This is a genomic window from Micromonospora sp. NPDC005257 (genome assembly GCF_042872445.1).
GTDB lineage: Bacteria > Actinomycetota > Actinomycetes > Mycobacteriales > Micromonosporaceae > Micromonospora.
In genome coordinates, this window is sequence record NZ_JBIAKL010000012.1 from 123331 (window position 1) to 142970 (window position 19640).

Consider the following 19640-nt stretch of genomic DNA (forward strand, 5'->3'; position numbering starts at 1 on the left):
GCCTCGCCGCATCGAGGTGGGGGCGGGCAGGGCCCCGTGCGGGTGCGGTCCCTGGGGCCGAACCCGCATCACCGGGCTGTCAGGAGGCAGAACTCGGTGCCGTCCGGGTCGGCCAGCACCACGTCGCCTGCGGTGTGCCTTCCCGTGCCGACCCGGGTCGCGCCGAGCGCGCACAGCCGGTCGATCTCCGCGTCCCGGTCGCCGGCCGCGACCAGATCCAGGTGTACCCGGTCCCGGCCCTCGCTGAGCATCAGCGGCGGGCCGCTCCAGGTGACCTTCGCGCCCCCGCGCGGCGACTGGATCGCGGTCTCCTCGTCCTGGTCCCAGACCAGCGGCCAGCCCAGCGCCTCGCTCCAGAAGAGACCGGCCGCCCGCGTGCCGTCGCAGTTCACCGCACCGACAAAGCCGCAACCGGCGAGGAAGCCGTTGCCCGCCCCGATGACGCAGAACTCGTTGCCCTCCGGGTCGGCGAGCACCACATGGTCGTCGTCCGGGCCCTGGCCGATGTCGATGTGCCGGCCGCCCAGCGCCAGTGCCCGGGCCACCGTCTCCCCCTGCGCCCGCGGTGACGCGCTGGTCAGGTCGAAGTGGATCCGGTTCTGCGCTGTCTTCGGGGCGGATGTCGGCAGGAACCGGATGCGGAAGTCGCTGTGGGCGTCGCCGCCCAGCGCCACGCCCTCGCGCGGGTCGTCCACGATCTCGCGGCCCAGCACCCCGGACCAGAACCGCGCGAGCCGCGGCGGGTCGCCCGCATCGAGGCTCACCGCGTGAAGGTGAACAGCCATCCGCCCGTCTCCGATCCGCGTCGCCGTCGGCAGGTCAGTAGCGTAGGCGGGCGGGCCCGGCCGCGCAGCCGGGTTTCGACGCGGTGCCACCTCGCCGGCAGCGGGCACGCGAATTCGCGCGTTACTTCCCCGGCAGGGTGCGCGCGAAGCGGACGGCCCCGTCGACCCAGCGGGCCAGGTCGGCGTCGCGCTCGCAGGCGGCCGGCGACACGGTGACCCAGCCCCGCATCTCCCGGCCCCGCATGACTGTCGCCTCAGCACCGGGCTCGGCGAGCGCGCGGTCGACCTCGGCCGGGTCGACCCGGACCATCAGGCCGCCCGCGCCGCGCACCACCACCGCCATGTTGCCGCGCAGCATCATCGCCAGGCCGCCGAACATGCGCCGCTCGGTGATCCCGGGCTCGGGCCCGAGGCGTTCCCGTACCCGGTTCGCCAGGTCCTCGTCGTAGGCCATGGCGGCATCGTGGCATCGGGGTCCGACAACGGCGCGTCAGGCGCCGACGCGTTGTTCGGGGATGGACAGGCCGTAGAGCGCCATCAGCTCCGGACTGTCGATCCGGCTGCCGTCGGCCACCGAGTCGCAGGCGATGTCGACGATCTGGTCCTTGTGCGCCAGCAGGTACGGCCGCGCCCCCACGTCGGCGCTGGCCAGCGTGGCGATGCCGGACCAGTGCCGGCGGCCGAACAGCATCGGGTAGCCGCGCAGCCCGTCGTAGGTGGCGCAGACCAGCACGTCCGGGTACGGCAGCGCGGTCACCCGGCGGACCGCCGCGGCGGTGAGCCCGGGCATGTCCACCGGCACCACGACGACCGCCTCGATGTCGTCGTCGGTGAGCGCGGCGAGCCCGGCCCGGATCGAGGAACCGACCCCGGTGCCCCAGGCGCGGTTGACCACGACGGTGGCGCCGCTCAGGTCGGTGGTCTGCCGTACCTGCTCGGCCGCCGCGCCCAGGACGACCACGACCTGCGCGCAGCCCGCCTCGGTCATCGTGTCGACCATCTGGCTGACCAGTGGCCTTTCGCCCTGGTGCAGCAGCGCTTCGGGTCCGCCGATGCGGCGGCCGCCACCGGCGGCGATGATCATTGCAGCGATCCGGTTCAGCGGTGCCCCCTCGATCAGGGGTCGGACCGGGCACAGCCGCCCGGCCCGTCCCGTCGTACGCACACCGGGCCCAACGATCGCGGCCGGGGGCGGGTAGCGGGGCAAAACGGAATTTTGTGCGACTATGCCGCGTCCGCGTAGCAGTCGACAGTAGACAGGTCGAGCGGGAACCGGACCGGCGTGTCGCCGAACAGCAGCCGGGTGGCCCGCGCGCCGGCGGCGGTGACCGCCTCGGCGACCGCCGCCGCCTGCCCGGCCGGGCAGTGCACCATCACCTCGTCGTGCTGGAAGAAGACCAGCTCCGCCCCCGTGCCGGCCAGCTCGGTGCGCAGCGTGGCGAGCAGCGTCGAGGCCCACTCCGCGGCGGTGGCCTGGATGACGAAGTTGCGGGTGAAGCGCCCCCGCGAGCGGGCCGCCCGGGCCGACGGGCTGTGCGGATCGGGCCCGCCGTCCGGCACCGCCTCCTCCCCCTCGGCGAACCCGGCCGACCCGGGCGGGCAGGTACGCCCCAGCCAGGACCGGACCAGCCCGCCCGCCTCACCGGTGCGCGCCGCCGCCTCGACGTAGCCGAACGCGGTCGGATAGCTCTTGCGCAGCACCGCCAGGGCCGGCAGGGCCGCACCGCCGGTCTGCCCGTACATCGCCCCGAGCAGAGCCACCTTCGCCTTCGCCCGGTCACCGCCGAACGCGTCCCGGGCCAGGGCCGCGTACAGGTCACCCGCGCCGCCCGCCGCCGCGAGCCGCTCGTCGCCGGAGACCGCTGCGAGCACACGCGGTTCGAGCTGGCCCGCGTCGGCCACCACGAACGTCCAGCCCGGGTCCGCCACCACTGCCTGCCGGATCACCTTCGGGATCTGCAACGCCCCGCCGCCCCGGGTCGCCCACCGGCCGGAGACCACGCCGCCGGGCACGTACTCCGGGTGGAACCGGCCGCCCGAGACCCAGGCGTCGCGCCAGGCCCAGCCGTGCGCCGTCCAGATCCGGTACAGCTCCTTGTACTCCAGGACCAGCGGCGCCGCCGGGTGCTCCACCCCGCGCAGCACCCACGCGCGCGTGTTCGGCAGGTCCACGCCGGCGCGGGCGAACGCCCGCAACAGCTCCGCGGGCGAGTCGGCGTGCACCTGGCGTACGCCGAACGCGTCGGCGATCCGGGCCTGCAACTCGGCCAGCCGACGCGGCGGCCCGCCGACCGGGGACGCCGCGCCGAGCAGCCCGGCCAGGATCGCGTCGTGCACGTCGGCACGCCACGGCAGGCCGGCCGCGCCCATCTCGGCGGCCACCAGCGCGCCCGCCGACTCGGCGGCCACCAGGAGCCGGAACCGGCCGGGGTGCGTGGTCGCGGCGATCCGGGCGAGCTGGCCGGCGTACACCCTCGTCAACGCCGTGATGCCCGGACCGGGCGGGCCGGACGGCGGCTCGAAGAGCGCGGCCTGGGCGTGGCCGGGTGGCTCGGGCGGGCGGGGCGACGGGTCCGGCGGGACCGGCGTGCCGGTCAGCCGGGCCCACGCGGCGGGCAGCGCGCGGGGCTCACCCCAGCGGCCCGCGTGCCCGAGCAGCAGCGCCTCGGTCAGCTCGACGTCGTGGCAGCGGTCGAGCCGCACCCCGGCGCGCAGCAGCGCCGGGTAGACGGGCGCCCAGGCGGCCCAGAGCCAGCGGGGGTGATCGGCGGCCTCGCGGGCGGCCACGGCGGCGGCTAGGTCGGCGACCTCCCCGGGCGGGCCGGCCGGGGTGCCGTCGGCGTGCAGGGGTTGCAGCACGCCGCCGCCCCGCTCGTCCGCCACCACCGCCACCAGCACGGACGCGATTCTGCCCGGTGCCACCGACAGCCCGGGGCCCCGGCTCGTCGAGCCGGGGCCGGCGGGCTACTTGCCGACGCCGGCGGTGAGGCCGGACTGCACCTGGCGCTGGAAGACGATGTACACGATGAGCACCGGCAGCATCGCCATCGTGACGCCGGCGAACAGACCGGACCAGTCGGACTTGTACCCCTGGTTGACCGACAGCTCGATCAGCCCCTGGGCGATCACCTGGTTCTTCGGCTCGCCGGAGACCGACTGCATGAGCAGCGTCGGCAGGTACCACTGGTTCCACTGGCCGAGCACGTTGAAGATGCCGATGCTGATCAGGCCCGGCTTGGCCATCGGCAGCATCACGCTGAAGAACGTCCGGGTGTGCGAGGCCCCGTCGACCTGGGCCGCCTCGGCGATCGAGTCGGGCAGCGTCCGGAAGAACGAGTGCATGAAGAAGATCGTGAACGACAGCGACCAGGACACGTACACCAGGATCAGCATGAGGTGCTTGTTCGGGCCGAGCAGCGGGAGAGCGACCCCGGTGTTGTAGACGCCCTTGAACAGCGGCACCGCGGCCAGGTAGATCGGCAGCGTCAGACCGGACAGGAACATCCAGTAGATCAGCCGGTTGCCGCGGAACTCGTAGCGCGCCAGCGCGTACGCGGCCATCGAGCCGAGCAGCATCGTCAGCGTCACGCTGAACGCGAGCACGAGCAGCGTGTTGAGGAAGAAGCTGTCGATCCCGGCGGTCCAGGCGCGGGCGAAGTTGTCCCACTGCAACGCGTCGGGGAGCAGCGACAGCGGCTCGCGGATCACCTCGGAGTCGGTCTTGAGCGCCGACATCACCACCCACAGCAGCGGGTAGACCACCATGATCGCCCAGACCGCGAGGAACAGGTGCGAGAAGCCGTTGAAGATCCGGCCGCCGAAGCCGTTGCCGGTTTCCCGCCGGTCCGCCGGGGGCCGGTCCGGCGGCGCCGTGTCGGACCGGGCCGGACCGGAGGGGTGGGTCACAGTGCTCATCGTCCAGACCTCCTCAGTACTCGATCCGCTCACGGCGGGTGATCCTCAACTGGAGCGCGGCCAGCAGGATGGTGAAGATGGCCAGCGCGACGGCGATGGCACAGGCGTAACCGAACTGGCCCTTCTGGAACGCGTTGAACTGGATCACCGAGGCGAAGATCTCGCTGGCGTGGTTCGGCCCGCCCTGGCTCGGCGTCATGACGAAGACCAGCGCGTACATGTCCAGCGCGATGAAGCCCAGATACACCCAGGCGACCGAGATGCTGTCCCGCAGCAGCGGCAGCGTCACCTTGAAGAACGTGTGGAACCGGCCCGCGCCGTCGAGGATCGCCGCCTCGTAGATGTCCTTCGGGATCGACTGCATCGCGGCGGAGAACAGCACCATGTAGAAGCCGGCACCGCTCCAGACCGCGATGAACAGCAGCCACCACAGCACCGCCGGCACGCCGAGGAACGGCTCCGGGTCGGCGGTGAAGGCGATCGGGTTGTCGGCGTCGACCAGCCCGACCTTGATGAGCAGGCCGTTGATCAGGCCCTGCCCGTCGGTGCGGTAGATCTGCTGCCACATGACGGCGATGACCACCAGCGACAGCACCTGCGGGAAGAAGAAGATGACCTTGTAGATCCCGGAGCCGAACACCCCGCGGATGCCGGCCCTGTCCTCGCGTCCGCCCACGTTGAGCAGGAACGCGAGGAACAGGGCCAGCGCGATCGTGAACAGCGGCACGGTGACCAGGAAGAACACGTTGTGCCAGAACGCCTTCCGGATCAGCTCGTCGGAGAACAGCCGGACGTAGTTGTCCAGCCCGACGAAGCGCTGGGAATCGGAGTACCCGCCCCAGTCGGTCAGCGAGTATCCCGCCGCCTGGGCGAACGGCCACACCACGTAGAACAGGTACAGCGCGACGGGCAGGGCCAGGAAGCCCGTGACGAAACGCGCGACTCCGTGCCGCATTGGACTCACTTCCTCGCGGTGATCAGGCGGTGCGGGTCTGCTTCTTGACCGACGAGTCCTTGGCGACCTTGTCGGCGGCCGCCTGCATCTTGTCGACGAACTGCTGCGCGGTCAGGCGGCCGGCCATCAGCTCCTCGGAGAGGTTCTGGCTCTCCTTGTCCAGGTCGGCGTAGAAGTCCGGGAACTTCACCGAGATCAGGTCCGAGCTGCCGTTCTTCATCAGCGTGTTCGCCGACGCCAGCGCGGTGTCCTGGACGTTGTCGCCGGAGCCCTTGGTGGACGCCAGCGACTTGGTCAGCTCGGCGAACTTCGCCGAGCCGGCCTTGGAGAGGATGGCCCGCAGGAACTCCTTCGCGGCCTCCTTGTTCGGCGCCTTGCTCGGCACCACGAAGCCCTCGCCGGAGGAGGCGAAGACGTCCTTCGCCGCCTTGTCGCCGCTCTTGCTCCAGTAGTCGGACAGGGTCATCTCGAAGCCCGGCGGGATGGTCGCGGCCATCTCGTTCTTCAGCCAGGTGCCGACCTGGATGAAGGCCGCCTTGCCGTCCAGGAACGCCTGCTGCGACTGGGTGTGGTCGAGCTTGCCCGGCAGCAGCAGCTTGTCCTTGACCAGCTTCTCCCACGGCTCCAGCGCCGCGACGATGCCGTCGGCCTTCCAGGCGCCGTCCTTCAGGTTGTCGATGTCGACGACGGCCTGCTTGCCGACCGCCTTCCAGATGCTGGCGAACAGCGCCCAGCGCGGGTAGTAGCCGTGCACCGCGTCGTGCACGTACGGCGCCATGCCCTTGGCCTTGATCTTCGGCGCGAGCGCGAAGAACTCGTCCCAGGTGGTCGGCGCCGTCCAGCCCTCCTTCTTGAACAGGGCGGCGTTGTACCAGTTGCCCCAGACCGTGTACGCGACGTTGACGACGTAGAACTTGCCGTTCTGCGTACCGTCGGCGACGGTGCCGGGCAGCAGGCTGTCGGCGACCGTCCCCTCGGTGTCCCAGGCCGGCGCGGTGAGCAGGTCGTCCAGCGGCTCGATCGCGCCCTCGTTGATCAGCGTGCTGCGGTCCATCATGTCGGCGCCCGAGTTCATCACCAGGTCGCTCGGCTGCGTCGCCATCTTGGGCTGCTCTTCGGTCTTGATCTTCTGGGTCGAAGACATGTTGACCGTGACGTTCGGGTGCTTGGCGTTGAAGACGACCTTGTCCTCCTTGGCCCACTGGTCGCCCAGGCCACCGTTGAAGACGACCACCTTGACCGCGCTGCCGTCCTTGACGCCGAACGGGTTGTCCTTGCTCTTGGCCGCGCCGCCGCCGTCGGACTTGCTCGGCTCGCTGCCGGCACAGGCGCTCAGCAGACCCGCCGCCGGTACGGCCAGCAGGCCGGCCGCGGCGGCCCGCCGCAGCAGGGTCCGACGGCTGACGTCGCCGAACTTCTCGGGGAAAACCGACATGTTGTCTCTCCTTGTGGGTCGGGTCAGGCGGTCCGCCGGAGGCGCCCGGCGTACCGCGACTCGAGGGCGAGGTTGTGCTCGTCCCCACCGGGGACGTTGGCGGAGAGGTAGACAGGGGGCACCTCTCCGGCCTGGTGGAACCGTCGTACGACCTCGGCGGTCAGCAGCTGCGCCAGCAGCGCGGCGGTGACCGAGGAGACCGCACAGACCGCGCCGCCGCCCTCGAGCGGCAGCAGTGCGTCGCCGTACGGCGCGCCGTTGTCCAGCACGACGTCGGCGAGGTCGGCGAGCCGGTGCCCGGAGGGGTGCCGAGGAGCTACCCGGGCGGTGTGCTCGACCGAGGTGACAGCGATCAACTGATGGCCACCGCGCTTGACGAGCGTCGCCAGCTCGACCACCGAGCCGTTGATGCCGGACTGCGAGGCGATCACGAACACGTCCTCCGGCTGCGGCACCGCCAGCGCGTAGAGCTGGTGCGCCACGGCCGGGTCGCGTTCCAGCTTCGGGTCGGCGAGCACGTCGCGGGGCGCGTCGCCGTGCAGCACGAGGTCGTGCAGGGAGATCCGGTTGGCGGGGACCAGGCCGCCGGCGCGGGCGACCAGTTCGGCGGCGAGCGCCTCCGAGTGACCGGCGCCGAACGCCTGGAGGACGCCACCCGCGCGCAGGGCGGAGGCGATCAGGTCGGCGGCCCGGTCCACCGCGACGGCCTGGCTGTCCACCAGCCGGTCGAGCACCGGGCGGACCGCGTCGGCGTACCGCCGGGCACTGATCATGAGAGGGACCCCTTCGCGGCCTTGTGCCCGTCGACGGCCTGGGCGGTACGCCGGAAGGCCGCGTGGGCGCGGTCGTGGGTGCGCTGCGCCACCGCGATGTAGAGCAGGTCGAGCACGACGAGCTGCGGGTGGCGGGCGGAGAGCGCGTCCGGCCGGAACGTGGTGGCCTGGCTGGCGGTGACCAGCACGATGTCGGCCAGCTCGGCCAGCGGCGATCGGAGGAAGCCGGTCAGCGCGACAGTGGTGGCTCCGCGACTGCCGGCCTCGGCGAGCAGCTCGATCGTCTCCCGCGTCTGCCCGGTGTGCGAGATGCCGAGCGCGACGTCCCCGGCGCCCAGCAGCGCGGCGCTGGCCAGCCCTTCGTGCACGTCGCTCCAGGCCCACGCGGCGACCCCGATGCGGTGCAGGCTGAACTGCATCTCCTCGCCGACGAGCGCGCTGCCGCTCGCGCCGAAGATGTTCACCCGGCCGGCTCCGGCGATGGCTACCGCCGCCCGTTCCACCTCGGCCAGGTCGAGCAGGGCGGCGGTGTCGTGCATGGCCCGCGTGTCGGCGGCCATGATCTGGTCGAGCACCCGGGACAGCGGATCGCCGGGCTGGATCTCGCGTCCGATGTCGACGGTCCAGCCCGCGGAGCGCGCCCGGCCGGTCTCGGCGGCGATGCCGAGCCGCAGGTCCGCGTACCCGTCGAAGCCCATGGCCCGGCAGAACCGGGTGATGGTCGCCGGTGACGTGCCGCTGCGCTCGGCCAGCTCGACGATGGTGGCCCGGGCCGCTGCCTCCGGGTCGCTGAGCACGTGCTCGGCGACCCGGCGCAGCGCCCCGGTCAGCTCCCCCGTGCCGGCCCGGACCCTGGCCAGCACCCCGTCGGCGCCCAGCCGGTCGGCCGGGCCGGCATCGACCACCGCGGTCGCCGCGGGAGTCTCCACCTCGTGCTCGGCCATCGGCGAAAGCCTTTCGGAAAAGAGTGTTAACTGTTAGTGGTAAAAGTTCTTACTGAAGGCCCCTCCGTGTCAAGAGCGTGGGCGAAGTTTTCAAACTGTTACCCGCCGCGAAACCGCGATCTTGCGTCCGGCGACGCGGCCGACCAGCATGAGTTCCATGTCGGACACCGTCGTGGTCGGCCTCGACGTCGGGGGCACCTCCACCCGCGCGGCAGCGCTGAACCTCGACGGCACGCGACTGGGCACCGGTCGCGCCGGCGGCGGCAACCCCACCAGCCACGGCGCCGAGCGGGCCGCCGCCGAACTGCTCGCCGCCCTGCGCGCGGCGCTCGCCGACATCGACCCGCATCGGGTACGCGCCGGCGTCATCGGCCTCGCCGGAGCGGGCCGCCTCCTGGCCGACCCGCACGGCCGGGACGCGTTCGACCACGCGTGGGCCGAGGCGGGGCTGCGATGCCCGTACGCGGTGCACGGCGACGCGCTCGTCGCCTACGCCTCCGGCACCGCCGCGCCGGACGGCACAGTGCTCGTCGCCGGCACCGGCGCGATCGCCGCCCAGGTGCGCGACCTGCGGCTGGACCGCACCGCGGACGGCCACGGCTGGCTGCTCGGCGACGCCGGCTCCGGGTTCTGGCTCGGCCGTGAGGCGGTCCGCCGGCTGCTGACCGATCTGGACCGCGCCGAGCCGCCCGGCGACCTGGGACGCCGCGTGCTGGCGGAGCTGACCGGCACGACCGAGGTGGACGCTCAACCGCGCACGACGGTCGGAGCCGTGGTGCAGACGGTGACCCGGCGACCGCCGGTGGAGCTGGCCCGGCTCGCGCCACTCGTGGTCGCGGCGGCCCGCGACGGGGAGCCGACGGCCGCCGCGCTGATCGCCGGGGCCGCGGCGCTGCTGGCGGAGAGCGTCTCCCGGATCCGCCCTCCCGGCGCCACCGACCCGGTGGTGCTCGGCGGCGGGCTGCTCACCGGCGACACCCCGCTGGCCGGCGCGGTACGCGCGGAACTGGCCACCCGCTGGCCGGGCGCGCCCCTGCACGGCGCCGGGGACGGGGCCGCCGCCGCGGCCTGGCTCGCCGCCCGTGACCTGCCCGAGGTCACCGACCCGGCGGCCCTGCACACCCGCCTGGTCCCCCGGCCCGCCTGACGCGCCCTCGCCCGCCTGACGCGCCCTCGCCCGCCTCTCGCCCGCCCGCGGGATGCTCCCCCGCTGGGTGGAACGCCATGGGTGTCGTGACGCCGGTTTGACACCCATGGCGTTCCACTCGCCGTATGGCACCTGCGGACGCGCGCCGGTGCCCGGCTGATCAGTATCGGTCCTGCGAACCCGGCTGATTCGGGTGCCAGCCCTGCGGCGCGGGCTGACCGGAGTGGCCCTGCGGCGGGGTGCCGTACGGGACGGGCTGACCCGGGTGGGCCTGGGGCGCGGCGCCGTGGGGTCCGGGCTGCCCCGGGGCGGGCGGGAACGCCGGGCCGGGCTGCCCGTGGCCAGCCGCCGGGTACATGCCCGGCTGCTGCGGCCCACCCGCGAACTGCTGGCCACCCGCGAACTGCTGCCCGCCCGGGTACTGCTGGCCGCCCGGGTACTGCTGGCCACCCGGGTACTGCTGGCCGCCCGCGAACTGCTGCGCGGCGGCCTGCTCGCGCGCCTCCTTGCGCGCCTTCACCGCGCGCACGATCAGCAGGATCGGCAGCACGAAGACGTAGAAGAAGATCCGGTAGCTGTCGCCGTCGAAGAGGAAGAGCAGGTAGAAGCCGTACCCGAAGAAGGCCAGGCCGATGACCACGTTGAGGATCCGGGAGCCGGTCCCCTGTTCCTTGATCGCCGCGCCGACGACGACCATCGCGATGCCGCCGAGCATCAGCAACAGCGTGTAGAGGAGGAAGAACATGATATTCCTGTCGATAGATGAGCGTGCCGGCTCACCCTAGGTCAGCCCGATCTTCTCCACTGCCCCGTCGCCTGTGGCAACCACCTCACTTCAGCTGCCCGGCGGTCAGTCCGGACTGGACCTGACGCTGGAAGGCCACGTACACCACGAGCACCGGCAGCACCGCGATGGTCAGGCCGGCGAACAACTGGGCGTAGTCACCGGCGTAGCCCTGGCTCACCGCGAGCGAACTCAGCCCCTGGGCGAGCATCCGGTCCTGCCCGTCGCCGGGCAGGAGCACCTGCGGCAGCAGGAACTGGTTCCAGTGGCTGAGGAAGTTGAAGATCGCCACACTGATCAGTCCCGGTCTCGCCATCGGCAGCATCACCCGGAAGAACAGCCGGAAGTGCCCGCACCCGTCGATCAGCGCGGCCTCCGCCACCGACGTCGGCAGGGTACGGAAGAACGCGGTCAGGAAGAACACCGTGAACGGCAGCGAGTACGCGGTGTAGACCAGGATCAGGCCCGGCCAGGTGCCGAGCAGGCCGACGCTGCGGACCACGAAGAACAGCGGCACCAACGCCAGGAAGACCGGGAACATCATCCCGCCGACGAACAGGTAGTAGACCACCTGCCGGCCGCGGAACTCGTAGCGCGCGAAGACGTACGCCGCGGTGGCGCCGAGCAGCATGGTCAGGCTCAGCGACCCGGCCACCACCACCAGGCTGTTGAAGAAGAACCGGCCGATGTGAGCGGTGGTCCAGGCTCGTGTCCAGTTGTCGAACCGCAAGGCCTCGGGCAGACCCCACGGCTCGGCGACGATCTCGCCGTTGGTCTTGAGCGAGCTGAGCACCATCCAGGCCAGCGGCAGTACGGTCATCGCCGCCCAGAGCAGCAGGAAGCCGTGCGAGAAGACGTTCGCCACGCCCAGCTCGCGGCGCGGCCGCCGGTCGCCCGGCCGGGCGGGGCCTTCCGGGACGGAGGCGCCGGCGGCCGTCGTACCGGGATCCACTGTGGTCACGAGTACTCGATCCGATCACGCCGGGCGGTGCGCAGCGCCAGCACCGCCACCGAGAGGGTCAGGAAGAACATCGCCACGCCGATCGCCGACGCGTACCCGAACTTGTTCTCGCTGCCGAACGAGGTGTCGTACATCCGCAGCCCGATCACGTCCGAGGAGAAGTTCGGTCCGCCGTTGGTCATGAGCTGGACCAGGATGAAGCCGTCCAGCGCCGCGATGGCGAGGTAGATCCAGGCGACCTGGATGGTGTCCCAGAGCAGCGGAACGGTGATCTTCCGCAGCATCGTGGTGCGGGACGCGCCGTCGAGCAGCACCGCCTCGTAGATGTCGCGCGGGATGGCCTGCATGGCGGCGCCGAAGAGCACGACGTAGAAGCCGACGTTGCTCCACACCATCACGGCCAGCACGCACCAGAACGCGAAGCGCGGGTCGCCGAGCCAGGCCGGGGTGGCCAGCCCGACGGCGCGCAGGACGCCGTTGAGCAGGCCACTGGTCGGGCTGTAGATCTCCTTCCAGAGCAGCGCGATGATCACCACCGAGAGCACCTGCGGGAAGAAGTAGACGAGCCGGTAGACCGAGGTGCCCCGCACCCCGGTCACCCCGGCCCGGCCCTTGCGTCCGCCCATGGTGAGCATGCTGGCGAAGAACAGGCCCAGCCCGATCGTCACCACCGGCACCACCGCGAGCAGGATCGCGTTGTTCTTCAACGCGTTCCACACGTACCCGTCGTTCAGCAGCGTGCGGAAGTTCGCCAGGCCGACCGGGTCGGCCTGCGCGGAGTAGCCCATCCAGTCGGTGGTGGAGATCTGGAAGGCCTGGAGGTACGGCGACAGCACGAAGATGCCGTACAACGCCAGCGGGGGAAGCAGGAACGTGAGGATCAGGGGGTAGCGGCCCTGCCGCATCACGCCGACCGCTTGTACTTCTTGACCGAGCTGTCCTGCGCGATCGAGTCGGCGCCCTTCTGGCACTGGTCGAGGAACTCGGCCGGGGAGATCCGGCCGCTGAAGAACTCGCCGCAGGCCGCGTCGACCAGGTTGCGCTCCAGCTTCCGGTAGTAGTTGTTGTAGACCCAGTTGAAGCCGTTGGACCCGGACGCGTCGAGCGCCTCGACCACGGTGCTGAGCCCGTACGGCAGGTCGATGCCCTCGGTGGCGCCGGCGACCACGGGCAGGCTGGCGACCTTCCTGGTGAAGTCCTGCGCGCCCTTGCGGGAGAGCATGGTCCGGAAGTACTCCAGGCCACCGGCGACGTTGCGCGCCTTGGCCGGCACCATGAACGGCTCGCCCGCGGTGCCCCGGATCGCCTCGTACGGAAGCTTGTCGCCGCTGCCCAGGCTCGGCGTCGGCGCGACGGTCATGTTGAAGCCGGGCGGGGTGACGTCCTTCTGCTCGCTCTCCAGCCAGGAGCCGCAGGAGATGAACGCGGCCTTGCCCTGGCACCAGGCGGTCTGCGACTGCTTGTGGTCCAGGCCCGGGGAGCCGTCGAGGATGAACTTGTCCTTGACGATCTGGTGCCAGGCGTCGGCGGCGGTCTTCATGGCGTCCGACTTCCAGGCGTTCGGCTCCAGGTTGTCGATGGCGAGCGCGACCGACGGGCCGCCGAGCTTGATCGCGGTGGAGATCAGCGGCCAGCTCATGTAGCGGGGGTGCACACCGGCGTACGTCCAGGGGGCGATGCCGGCGGCCTTGATCCGGCGGCAGAGCGCGATGTGGTCGTCCCAGGTCTTGGCGTTCTCCCAGCCACGGTCGGCGAAGAGCTTGGTGGAGTGCCAGATGCCGTACACCGTGTAGGTGTAGTTCAGCACCAGGAACCGGCCGTCGTAGGAGCCGACCTCGACGGTGCCGGGCAGCAGCGTGTCCTTGACCGTCTTGCCGGGCGTGTCGAGGCTGGGCGCGGCGAGCAGCTCGCCCAGGTCGGCGAGCGCGTTCTGCGAGACCAGGCCGTTGAAGTCGATCTGACCGGCGCCGGAGTTGTTCACCACGTCGGGCGGGCTGCCGTCGACGAAGCGGGGCTGGAGCGTCTTGCTGATCTCGGCGGTGGCCGAGTGCTTGATCTGCGCCTTCGGGTACCGCTCCTTGTACATGGCCTCGTGGGCCTTGGCGTAGTCCTCGCCGAAGCCACCGTTGAAGATCACCACCTCCAGCGGGGCGTCCTCGGCCACGCCGAGCGGGTTCTGCTCGCTCCTGGTGCCCTTGTACGCGTCGCGGTCGCCCGCGTCGTCGCCGCCGGAGGTGGCACAGCCGGCGAGCAGGCCGGCGGCGGGGGTGGCCAGCAGACCGGCGGCGGCGCTGCGCCGTAGGATCTCACGCCTGTTCATAGGATCTCCTCGGTCCGGGTACGCGCGGTGAGCACCCTGTCGCTTGTCTTCATAAGACGCATTTGCACTGAAGAATTTCTACGACAGCGCGGCGGGGACCACAAGGATTCTCGACCGATCCGTTATCCGTACCGGTCGGAGCCGGCTGGCCTAATCTGAGCCCATGCGCCGCCTGCGGCAGCTCGCGCAACGCACGCCGCCGGGGCGGGAGCGCTACATCGACCTGCTCCGGGCGCTCGCCATCACCATGGTCGTGCTCGGCCACTGGGGCGTGACAGTGGTCGGGTACGACCACGGCCGCCCCGCCGGTCACTCCGCGCTGGGCGACCTGCGCTGGGCCTGGCCGCTGACCTGGGTGGCCCAGGTGATGCCGGTGTTCTTCCTGGTCGGCGGCTACGCCAACGCCGCCTCGCTGGCCGCCCGCCGGCGCCGGGGCGGGTCGGCGGCGGGGTGGCTGGTGGACCGCAGCGCCCGGCTGGTCCGGCCGACCACCGTGTTGCTGCTCGTCCTGGCCACCGGGGCGGGAATCGCCACGCTGCGCGGCGCCGGCCCGGGGCAGGTGCGCACAGTGCTCTGGTTCGCCACCATCCCGCTGTGGTTCCTGGTCGCCTACGTCGCGGTGGTGGCGCTGACCCCGCCCATGTACGCGCTGCACCGCCGGTTCGGGCTCGCCGTGCCGGTGGCGCTGGTGGCGCTGGTGGCGCTCGGCGACCTCGGCCGGCTCCTCGGCCCGGCCGCGCTCGCCGACGGCAACTACCTGTTCGGCTGGCTGGCCGTACACCAGCTCGGTTTCGCCTGGTACGACGCCACCCGGGCGGACACCCGCCGGACCGGCGACGCGGCCGGCGCCGGGCCGACCGCCGGTCACCCGGCCGACGGCGGTGGCTCCGGACCGCGGGCCCTGTTCCGCCGCCGGCTGCCGCTGTCCCGCCGGGCGGGCGCGGTCCTGCTCGGCGGCGGCCTGGCCGCGCTGCTACTGCTCACGGCCGTCGGGCCGTACCCGGTGGCGATGCTGCACGTGCCCGGCGAACGGCTGGACAACGCGGCGCCGCCGAGCCTGGCGCTGATGGCCACCGCCGCCGCTCAGCTCGGCCTGATCCTGCTGCTGCGGGGCCCGGCCGGGCGCCGGCTGCGCCGGTCCGGCCCGTGGCAGGCGGTGATCGCGGTGAACGCGGTGGCGCTCACCCTCTTCCTCTGGCACCTGACCGCCGCGGTGCTTCTCGTCGGTCTGCTGGACGCGCTCGGCGTGCTGCCCACTCCCCCGGTCGGCTCGGCGGCCTGGTGGGCGTGGCGCGTGCCGTGGCTGCTCGCGCTGGCCGCGGTGCTGGCCGTGCTGGTCGCCGTCTTCGGCCCGGTCGAGGCCCGCACCCGGCGCCCGGCCGCCACCGGGCTGGCCGGAGCGGGTGGCCGGCGGCTGCGTGCCGGCCTGGCCGTGGCCGGGTACGCGGGCGTGCTGGCCGGTCTGCTGATGAACAGCCTCGCGCCCAAGACCGCGCCGGAGCCGCTGGGCCTGCCCGCCCCGGCGCTCGTGGCGTACCTGGCCGGGGCGGGTCTGCTGCGGCTGCTCAGGTCGGGGCGGGCAGGCCGGCGCCGGCCGGGTTGACGCTCACGTCCCGATCGCGGCGCGGACGGCCTCGACCAGGATCGCCAGGCCCTCCCGCGCCTCGTCCTCGGTGAGCGTCAGCGGCGGGCCCATCCGGATCACGTTGCCGTACAGGCCGCCCTTGCCCACCAGCAGGCCGCCCGCGCGGCACGCCTCGAAGACGCGGGTGGTCAGCGCCGCGTCCGGCTCCACGGTTCCGGGGTGGACGAACTCGACGGCGAGCATCAGGCCCTTGCCGCGTACCTCGGCGACCTGGTCCAGCCCGGCGGTGGCCGCACGCAGGCCGTCGCCCAGGATCGCGCCGACCCGGGCGGCGTTGCCTTGGAGATCGTGGTCGAGCAGGTAGTCGAGCACCGCGTTGCCGGCGGCGGTGGAGACCGGGTTGCCGCCGAAGGTGGAGAAGCTGATCGCCGGCACCGACTCCAGCACCTCGGCGCGGCCGACCACACCGGCGAGCGCGAAGCCGTTGCCGATGCCCTTGGCGAAGGTGAGCAGGTCCGGCGTCACGCCGTGCGCCTGGTAGCCCCAGAAGTGCTCGCCGGTACGACCCCACCCGGTCTGCACCTCGTCGCTGATCAGCAGGATGCCGTGCTCGTCGAGCACCTTCTTCCAGGCGGCGAGGAGACCGTCCGGGCCGTGCACGAAGCCGCCCACGCCCTGGACCGGCTCGGCGATCAGGCAGGCCACGTCGCCGGCGGTCTGGGTGGCGAGCACCTCGCGCAGGTCCTCGACCGCCGCGTCGACCCGGTCGCCCTCGTCGAGCCGGGCCAGCAGCCCGCGCAGCCGTTCACCGGAGTGCAGCCAGGCCACCGCCAACGGGTTGAGCGCGCTGGCCGACCACCCGCGGTTGCCGGTGACGCCCATGGTCGCGTACGACCGGCCGTGGTAGCTGTTGCGGACCGCGAGGATCTGGTGCGAGCGCCGGTGGTTGGTGGCGACGAGCAGCGCCGCCTCGTTCGCCTCGGTGCCGGAGTTGGTGAAGAAGACGCGGGCGTCCGGGATGCCGGAGAGCTGGGCGATCTTCTCGGCCAGCTCGACCTGCTGCCGGATCAGGTAGAGCGTGGAGGTGTGCACGAGGCCGGTGCGCAGCTGCCGTTCGACCGCCTCCCGGATCTCCGGGATGTCGTGGCCGACCATGGTGGTCAACACCCCGCCGAAGAAGTCCAGATAGGTCCGGCCGGCCGCGTCGGTGACCCGGCGGCCGGAGCCGGACACCAGTTCCAGCGGTTCGGCGTAGTAGAGGGGCATCCAGGACGGGAGCACGGCCCGGTGCCGGGCCAGCAGGTCGTCGGAGGTCATCGGCGCACCCTTCAGCGGCGGTAGGTCTCCGCACGCTGCCACCACCGGGAGACGGGGACAAGTGCGCGGCAGTGGGCCGGTGCCCGGCGAAGCGCCGCGCACCGGCCCGAGCCGGGTGTCAGTTGACGAAGACAGCCGGGCTGCCGGTCTTGCTGGTGTCCTTCACCGGCGAGTACGACGCGGTGAAGTACGCGGTGCCGAAGCACAGCGACGGGCCGGAGAACTTGGTCAGGGTCTGGTTGGTGAAGCTGATCGAGTTGGTGGCGTTCGACGCCGTACCGGTGAGCGTGTTCGTGCTGGTGCGGTAGACGCAGGTGATCGCGCCGAGCAGCGAGTTGAGCACGACGGTGCTCTGGATCGGCGCCGCCGCCGTGCCGGCGATGGTGACCGTGCCGGCGCTGGTGACCGACGTGGTGTACGGCAGGTTGTTGACGGTCACGCTCTGCACGCCGGTGGTGCCGAAGACGTTCGTGGTGCAGCTGGCGAACGACTGCGCGGTCAGGCTCTCCGTCGCGGTGCCGGGCGCGGTCGGGTTGGTCAGCACCTTGGCGCTGAAGCTGGACGCGGCGCACTTGATGCCGGTGGTGCCGCTGGTCGACGAGTAGAATGTGGCGTTCGTGCCGCTGCGCAGGCTGGCCTTGATGACGTCGCCCACCGACACGGCGGTGCCGCCGGCGGTCGGGTAGGTCAGCACGGCACTGGCGAGCGAGGAGGCGGGGGCGGCGGTGGCGGGAGCGGCGCCGACCAGACCGGTCAGCAGCGCCAGGGCTGCGAGGCCCGCGCCGATGCGTCCGTACCTGGGCATGGTTGTTCCTTCCGGCGGTGGGACAGGTGCCGGCGGCGTCCCGGATGGACGGAGCCGGTGGGGTACGGCGGCCGGGATCGGGCCGCCGATGGTGGTGGTGCGCCGTCGCGGCCTCAGCGGGCCGGGCGGCGTGGCGCAGTGCGGCGTCGCCGCGTCACCTGGATCTCTCCGGCCTTGGGGGGACGGTTCCGCGCGGCGATAATGGCAGCCATCCGGCCCTCCTTCGACGCGTTCGGTGACCGATGAGGAGTGATCACCAGCGGTGACGAGACATGAACTGAGCGTGTCGAAAGTTATAAACCTCGGAGGGTCGTAAAGTCAACGCATCAAGAGAGGTCGATTCGTGACAGTGCCGAGCCCGCCGTCGCCGGCACCGATGCCCCTGCCGGGCGCCCGCCACGGCCGCGACCCGGACCGCGCCATCAAGCGCGGCCCGCGCCGCGTGCCGGCCGAGGAGGTGGCGGCGACCCAGCGCGACCGCCTCTTCGACGGGCTGGTCCGGGAGGTCGCCACCCGGGGGTACGACAACGCGCGGGTCAGCGACATCTGCCACGCCGCCGGCGTCACCCGGCCCGCCTTCTACGCGCTGTTCAGCGGCAAGCAGGACGCGTTCCTGGCCGCGTACCGGCACGGCATCGCGGTGGTCTCGCACCTGATGGAGGACGCCTACCGCGATGCGGGACCGGCCTGGCCGCAGGCCGCCCGGGCGGCGCTGCGCACGCTGCTCGAGGTGCTGGCGAGCGTGCCCGCCTTCGCCCGGATTGCGCTCGTCGAGGTGGACGCGGCCGGCCCGGACGCCCGCCGGGAGCGCGACGCGCTGCTGCACAGCTTCCGCCGGTTCTTCGCCGACGCCGGACCGGCGCCGGCCGAGGTGGACCGGGAGACGCTGCTGTCCACAGTGGTCGGCGGCATACACGCCACCATCCGGGAGCGGGTGGCGCAAGGGCGGGCCGACGAACTGCCGCTGCTGTTGCCGGCGCTCACGTACGCGGCCACCGCGCCGTTCCTCGGCCCCCGGGAGGCGAGTCGCATCGCCCAGGTGGCCCGCGCGGACGACGGTCCGGCCGCCACCGCGCCCTGTGCGCCCGCCGGCCAGCCCTGAGCGATGGAAACCGCAGCGGTTTTTCACTTTGGCCGCTTTTGGCAAATGCCGCCCAACGATCTGCTACAGACAGTTGACCGCATCTTTACTCAGCGGTAACTTCGGCCTGCGCCCTCGGCGCGCACATCCTGCGAATCCCATTCACATCGTCCTGGATGAATTGATCTCGAAAGGGGCCGGCATGTCGGAGCAGATCGAGGAGATCGAGATCGATCAACCGCGAAGCGGCGTGCGCTGGCGCCGGTTCGCCGTCACGCTCGGCGCCGTGGCGGCCGGCGCGGCCGGCATGGTGGTGCTGACCGCGCAGGGTGTGCTCGGCGCGCAGTTCGCCATCTCGGGCATGCCGTTCACGGTCACCGCCGACAAACTGGAGGGCACCGGCTTCGAGCAGTTCGCCACGCTCGATCAGATGATCCCGGACAGCCCCAACCAGGGCGACACCGGCGGGCAGGTGCTCGTGATCGTCTCGGCCATCGACAAGGCCGAACTGACCAATCTCTGCCAGAGCATCAACCTGGGCGGCACGAATCTGCGGATCACCGCCGGCAATTCCGGAAAGCCGGTGACCGCCCGCACGCTCGTGGTCGACGGTGACGAGGTCGCCGGTAACGCCTCCTTCAAGAACATCGACGTCGGGCAGGACGCCAGCACCGTCGACAAGGTCCCCGGCGTCAAGGGCAACCCGGGCGTGTTCGCCCAGCAGGCCGACACCGTGACCATCACCAACCTGCGGCAGAACAACTACGCCACCACCGCCGCGATCTTCACGCTGCCCAACCTGCGCATGGGCTTCAGCTCCGAAGGGTGCTGAC

At 71.9% G+C, this 19640-nt stretch carries 19 protein-coding genes; 4 read left to right on the top strand and 15 right to left on the bottom strand.

What is annotated here, in order from left to right; all coding sequences use genetic code 11:
- Positions 1–68: 68 nt before the first annotated feature.
- The 9 genes from ACFYO8_RS24300 to ACFYO8_RS24340 all read right to left on the bottom strand — a co-directional run bounded on the left by ACFYO8_RS24300 (position 69) and on the right by ACFYO8_RS24340 (position 8807).
- Complete coding sequence (locus ACFYO8_RS24300; RefSeq protein ID WP_354873206.1) at positions 69–785, bottom strand: VOC family protein; 717 nt, start codon at positions 783–785, stop codon at positions 69–71.
- Positions 786–906: 121 nt separating this feature from the next.
- Positions 907–1239 (bottom strand): TfoX/Sxy family protein, encoded by a 333-nt coding sequence (locus ACFYO8_RS24305; protein WP_387257572.1) that lies wholly within the window; start codon positions 1237–1239, stop codon positions 907–909.
- Between the two features lie 36 nt (positions 1240–1275).
- Positions 1276–1869: a nucleotidyltransferase family protein gene (locus ACFYO8_RS24310; RefSeq protein ID WP_354873208.1), complete on the bottom strand. Its 594-nt coding sequence runs from the start codon at positions 1867–1869 to the stop codon at positions 1276–1278.
- Between the two features lie 140 nt (positions 1870–2009).
- Positions 2010–3713 carry a bifunctional 3'-5' exonuclease/DNA polymerase gene (locus ACFYO8_RS24315; RefSeq protein ID WP_387257591.1) on the bottom strand — a complete coding sequence of 568 codons (1704 nt, stop codon included), beginning with the start codon at positions 3711–3713 and terminating at the stop codon, positions 2010–2012.
- 36 nt (positions 3714–3749) lie between these two features.
- Positions 3750–4700 carry a carbohydrate ABC transporter permease gene (locus ACFYO8_RS24320; protein WP_354873210.1) on the bottom strand — a complete coding sequence of 317 codons (951 nt, stop codon included), beginning with the start codon at positions 4698–4700 and terminating at the stop codon, positions 3750–3752.
- 13 nt (positions 4701–4713) lie between these two features.
- Positions 4714–5655 carry a sugar ABC transporter permease gene (locus ACFYO8_RS24325; RefSeq protein WP_354873212.1) on the bottom strand — a complete coding sequence of 314 codons (942 nt, stop codon included), beginning with the start codon at positions 5653–5655 and terminating at the stop codon, positions 4714–4716.
- A 22-nt stretch (positions 5656–5677) separates the two neighbouring features.
- Complete coding sequence (gene ngcE / locus ACFYO8_RS24330) at positions 5678–7090, bottom strand: N-acetylglucosamine/diacetylchitobiose ABC transporter substrate-binding protein (RefSeq protein WP_354873214.1); 1413 nt, start codon at positions 7088–7090, stop codon at positions 5678–5680.
- 23 nt (positions 7091–7113) lie between these two features.
- Entirely contained in the window at positions 7114–7863 is a 750-nt protein-coding gene (locus ACFYO8_RS24335) for an SIS domain-containing protein (RefSeq protein WP_354873216.1), read from the bottom strand.
- Positions 7860–8807, bottom strand: coding sequence for a MurR/RpiR family transcriptional regulator (locus tag ACFYO8_RS24340; protein WP_354873218.1), 948 nt, complete (start codon positions 8805–8807; stop codon positions 7860–7862). Before ACFYO8_RS24340 ends, ACFYO8_RS24335 begins: the two co-directional genes overlap by 4 nt.
- A gap of 157 nt (positions 8808–8964) precedes the next feature.
- On the opposite strand from ACFYO8_RS24340, the gene ACFYO8_RS24345 reads away from it, so the two are divergent.
- Positions 8965–9954 (top strand): BadF/BadG/BcrA/BcrD ATPase family protein, encoded by a 990-nt coding sequence (locus ACFYO8_RS24345; protein WP_354873220.1) that lies wholly within the window; start codon positions 8965–8967, stop codon positions 9952–9954.
- 160 nt (positions 9955–10114) lie between these two features.
- Here the strand turns inward: ACFYO8_RS24345 and ACFYO8_RS24350 are convergent, their stop codons facing one another.
- From ACFYO8_RS24350 to ngcE (ACFYO8_RS24365), 4 genes are all read right to left on the bottom strand, one after another.
- Positions 10115–10699, bottom strand: coding sequence for a hypothetical protein (locus ACFYO8_RS24350; protein WP_387257574.1), 585 nt, complete (start codon positions 10697–10699; stop codon positions 10115–10117).
- 85 nt (positions 10700–10784) lie between these two features.
- Positions 10785–11699: a carbohydrate ABC transporter permease gene (locus tag ACFYO8_RS24355; RefSeq protein WP_387257575.1), complete on the bottom strand. Its 915-nt coding sequence runs from the start codon at positions 11697–11699 to the stop codon at positions 10785–10787.
- Positions 11696–12604, bottom strand: a complete 909-nt coding sequence (locus ACFYO8_RS24360) for a sugar ABC transporter permease (RefSeq protein WP_355096365.1) — start codon at positions 12602–12604, stop codon at positions 11696–11698. The genes ACFYO8_RS24355 and ACFYO8_RS24360 overlap by 4 nt, the downstream gene beginning before the upstream one ends.
- Positions 12604–14019, bottom strand: a complete 1416-nt coding sequence (gene ngcE, locus ACFYO8_RS24365) for an N-acetylglucosamine/diacetylchitobiose ABC transporter substrate-binding protein (protein ID WP_387257576.1) — start codon at positions 14017–14019, stop codon at positions 12604–12606. Before ngcE (ACFYO8_RS24365) ends, ACFYO8_RS24360 begins: the two co-directional genes overlap by 1 nt.
- Positions 14020–14182: 163 nt before the next feature.
- On the opposite strand from ngcE (ACFYO8_RS24365), the gene ACFYO8_RS24370 reads away from it, so the two are divergent.
- The gene (locus tag ACFYO8_RS24370; RefSeq protein ID WP_387257577.1) at positions 14183–15622 is read left to right on the top strand and encodes an acyltransferase family protein; all 1440 of its coding nucleotides are present in this window, start codon (positions 14183–14185) and stop codon (positions 15620–15622) included.
- A gap of 3 nt (positions 15623–15625) precedes the next feature.
- Here ACFYO8_RS24370 and ACFYO8_RS24375 read toward each other — a convergent pair whose 3' ends face one another.
- On the bottom strand, positions 15626–16921 hold the full coding sequence (locus tag ACFYO8_RS24375; protein WP_354873231.1) for an aspartate aminotransferase family protein: 1296 nt from the start codon (positions 16919–16921) through the stop codon (positions 15626–15628).
- Positions 16922–17039: 118 nt separating this feature from the next.
- On the bottom strand, positions 17040–17726 hold the full coding sequence (locus tag ACFYO8_RS24380; RefSeq protein ID WP_354873233.1) for a Tat pathway signal sequence domain protein: 687 nt from the start codon (positions 17724–17726) through the stop codon (positions 17040–17042).
- 343 nt (positions 17727–18069) lie between these two features.
- On the opposite strand from ACFYO8_RS24380, the gene ACFYO8_RS24385 reads away from it, so the two are divergent.
- The gene (locus tag ACFYO8_RS24385; protein WP_354873235.1) at positions 18070–18828 is read left to right on the top strand and encodes a TetR/AcrR family transcriptional regulator; all 759 of its coding nucleotides are present in this window, start codon (positions 18070–18072) and stop codon (positions 18826–18828) included.
- A gap of 73 nt (positions 18829–18901) precedes the next feature.
- Positions 18902–19639 carry a DUF6230 family protein gene (locus tag ACFYO8_RS24390; RefSeq protein WP_354873237.1) on the top strand — a complete coding sequence of 246 codons (738 nt, stop codon included), beginning with the start codon at positions 18902–18904 and terminating at the stop codon, positions 19637–19639.
- Position 19640: the final 1 nt, after the last annotated feature.